This window comes from Oleiphilus sp. HI0123, from assembly GCF_001635315.1.
Window position 1 is genome coordinate 1 of the sequence record NZ_LWGE01001303.1, and the last position, 2,824, is coordinate 2,824.

The following is a 2,824-nucleotide window of genomic DNA, read 5'->3' on the forward strand; positions in this document are numbered from 1 at the left end:
TGGGTTTTGGGCCTATCAATATATCGTATGCCGAAATCATTAGTGTTATTACGGGTGAGGCATCGGCAGACCCTATCCATGAGCAAGTACTACTCGATCTGCGTCTTCCACGCCTGATACTTGCTTTCTTTGCGGGGGCTGGTTTGTCTTTAGCCGGTGCAGTTCTGCAAACGGTTACTCGAAATCCGCTGGCTGACCCTTATTTGTTTGGTATTTCCTCAGGCGCCTCATTTGGCGCTGTGCTGGTCATTGCCGCAGGTGGAGCTAGTTCAATGCTAAGTGATGCTGGTCTGTATGATCTCGGTATCACTGCTGGAGCGTTTATTGGCAGTGCTGTGTCGGTTATTCTGGTTATCTCTCTTTCGGGTATGGGGGCGCAAATTGAACGAATGTTATTAGCCGGCGTTGCGGTTTCTTTTATGTTCAGCGCGGCAACGAGCTTGGTTTTATATATGGCTGATGCTCAAGCCGTTGCATCGCTTATTTTTTGGACTATGGGTAGTTTTAGTAAAGCTCACTGGGGAGCATTATGGATGCCGTCTTTAGTTATTCTTATTTGTATCGCAATATTTTTTGCCAATCACCGGCGTTTGCGTGTCATGCTTGCGGGGGATGAAAGTGCGACCGCATTAGGAGTGGATGTAAAGCGTTTGCGAATTTCTATGTTATTGCTTAGTTCTTTGTTAACGGCAACGTTGGTTGCAAATTGTGGTGGCATAGGCTTTGTTGGTTTAATGGTGCCCCATATTGTTAGAAGGTTGCTAGAGCGCCGGAGTAAGCACGTTTTAACGGCGTGTGTATTATTGGGTGGTTGTTTCATGGTATGGGTTGATGTGCTTGCACGTACCTTGATCGATAATAATGAGCTACCCGTTGGTGTCATTACAGCAGCAATTGGTAGTGCCTTCTTTCTTCTGGTTCTTCGTCGTCGAGGATGGTAAATCGTGCTTATGTTCAGAGTACTTAATTTATTGCTTTTGCTAGTCTTGGCTTTTCAAGCTTCCTTGTCTCATAGTGACGAAACTTCCCACGCACCCTTTGTTGCAAAGCGAATCGTAGCGCTTTCTCCACACTCAGTTGAGTTATTATTTTCTCTAGGTGCTGGAAGTAGAATCGTAGCAACGACAAGCTATGCTGATTTTCCTGATGAAGCTAAGAGAATACCTCAGGTCGGTGGTTACAATGGGATTCAACTTGAGAGTGTGCTCGCCTTAAAACCGGACTTGATTGTTGCTTGGGAAGGAGGCAATCCTGCCGGTGATATTGATCGCCTAGAACGCTTGGGCTTAAAGGTCTATCGTAGTGAAACCAAGCGTATGGCAGATATTGAAACGGAAATCATAGAGCTGGGGGCCTTGACTGGGCTGAATGCGAAAGCCGCGGAGCTCGTTGCAACGTTTAAGCAAGACTGGCAGGGCATACAGAAAGAGAATCATCATAAAGCGCCAATAAGCTTCTTTTACCAGTTGTGGAATGAGCCCTTAAGAACGATAGGTGCGGGCAGCTGGATCAATGAAATTTTAACGAGTTGTGGTGGAGTAAATATATTTGATGATACTTCGCTAGATTATCCGCAAGTGAGTCTAGAGGTTATTCTCAAGGCGAAACCTAAAGTGATCATTGTTCCTTCGCATCATGGTGCAGAATTGGGCGATGCACAACAATGGGCTACCTGGCGCGAGATTCCAGCAGTAAGAAATCAGCATATATTTTCCGTGAATGGTGACGTAATGCATCGTTTTTCACTTCGCGTGATTGATGGAATGAAGTCCGTTTGCAGTGCTTTAGATCAAGTCAGAGCCCGCTCATAAAATAAATAATCTAACCTACCTTCCTGAAGGAGTACGACCTTGGAAAAGCAAGATAAAAATGCTTCACATAAAAAGAAGATGCAAAAACAAAAGGCCAATGTAGACGCTAATATCGAGGCAGCCAATATTGAACGTGGTGTCTTAATAGTGCTTACAGGAAATGGCAAGGGAAAGAGCAGTTCTGCTTTTGGCATGGTTTTGCGGGCCTTGGGCTATGACCATAAGGTTGGAGTAGTACAGTTTATCAAGGGGGCACAGCTTTCAGGTGAAGAGCTTTACTTAAAAAACAAATTGCCAGATGTAGACTTCTATCAAATGGGGACTGGCTTTACCTGGAACACGCAAGATCGAGAAGCAGATATCGAAGCGGCCGAAAAAACCTGGAAGGTAGCGGAGAAAATGCTTGCAGATGACAGCTACAACTTGGTCGTGCTGGATGAGCTGACCTATATGATTGCCTATAAATACCTCGAAGAAGAACGAATTCTTTCTGCTTTGCGAGATAGGCCTTTTGAGCAAAGCGTGATTGTTACCGGACGAGGTGGTGGCTCTGCGTTGCAGGAGTTAGCTGATACGGTATCAGAGATTAAAGAGATCAAGCACGCCTATAAGGCGGGCGTTAAGGCTCGTGAAGGGGTTGATTATTAGGCGCTGAGCAAAAGTAAATGAGTACTGTTTTATCTTTTGATTAGCAATACTGTGTCGTAAGAGATGACCTCTAGCTGGCAGTCGAACAATGCAGCAATATATTGAAAGGTTTTAACGGAATAGAAGCTGATGTGAGTTGGGTCTTTCGTATACTGCCAATTCACGATGCCTTGCTTTGGGGGTTGTTTTGTCATAATGCCCAAGACTCCTTTCTTTTTCAGCATCTTAAACAAGAGCTCAAATACCTCTTTTGGCTTGCTCAGATGTTCGACAACCTCTGTACTGGTAATAAAGTCGTAGCGGCCACTTAAAGGGCTTTTGTCTGGCATGTAGAAAGGATCGTACTCTTCTACGTTAAAGCCCTT

The 2,824-nt window shown here is 44.9% G+C and carries 4 protein-coding genes; 3 read left to right on the forward strand and 1 reads right to left on the reverse strand.

The window, feature by feature from the left end; genetic code table 11:
- From A3761_RS15800 to cobO, 3 genes are all read left to right on the forward strand, one after another.
- A partial coding sequence (locus A3761_RS15800) for an iron ABC transporter permease (protein ID WP_068750473.1) occupies positions 1-941 on the forward strand: 941 nt, incomplete at its 5' end.
- 9 nt (positions 942-950) lie between these two features.
- Positions 951-1,811, forward strand: a complete 861-nt coding sequence (locus A3761_RS15805) for a cobalamin-binding protein (protein ID WP_082865058.1) — start codon at positions 951-953, stop codon at positions 1,809-1,811.
- A 39-nt stretch (positions 1,812-1,850) separates the two neighbouring features.
- Positions 1,851-2,459, forward strand: coding sequence for a cob(I)yrinic acid a,c-diamide adenosyltransferase (cobO, locus tag A3761_RS15810; protein ID WP_082865318.1), 609 nt, complete (start codon positions 1,851-1,853; stop codon positions 2,457-2,459).
- A 29-nt stretch (positions 2,460-2,488) separates the two neighbouring features.
- On the opposite strand, the gene A3761_RS15815 is transcribed toward cobO, so the two are convergent.
- A partial coding sequence (locus A3761_RS15815; RefSeq protein ID WP_156490546.1) for a methyltransferase domain-containing protein occupies positions 2,489-2,824 on the reverse strand: 336 nt, incomplete at its 5' end.

What these genes read in the sequence shown, in the direction of transcription:
- A3761_RS15805 (WP_082865058.1), top strand. Translation starts at nt 951, where the DNA reads ATGTTCAGAGTACTTAATTTATTGCTTTTGCTAGTCTTGGCTTTTCAA.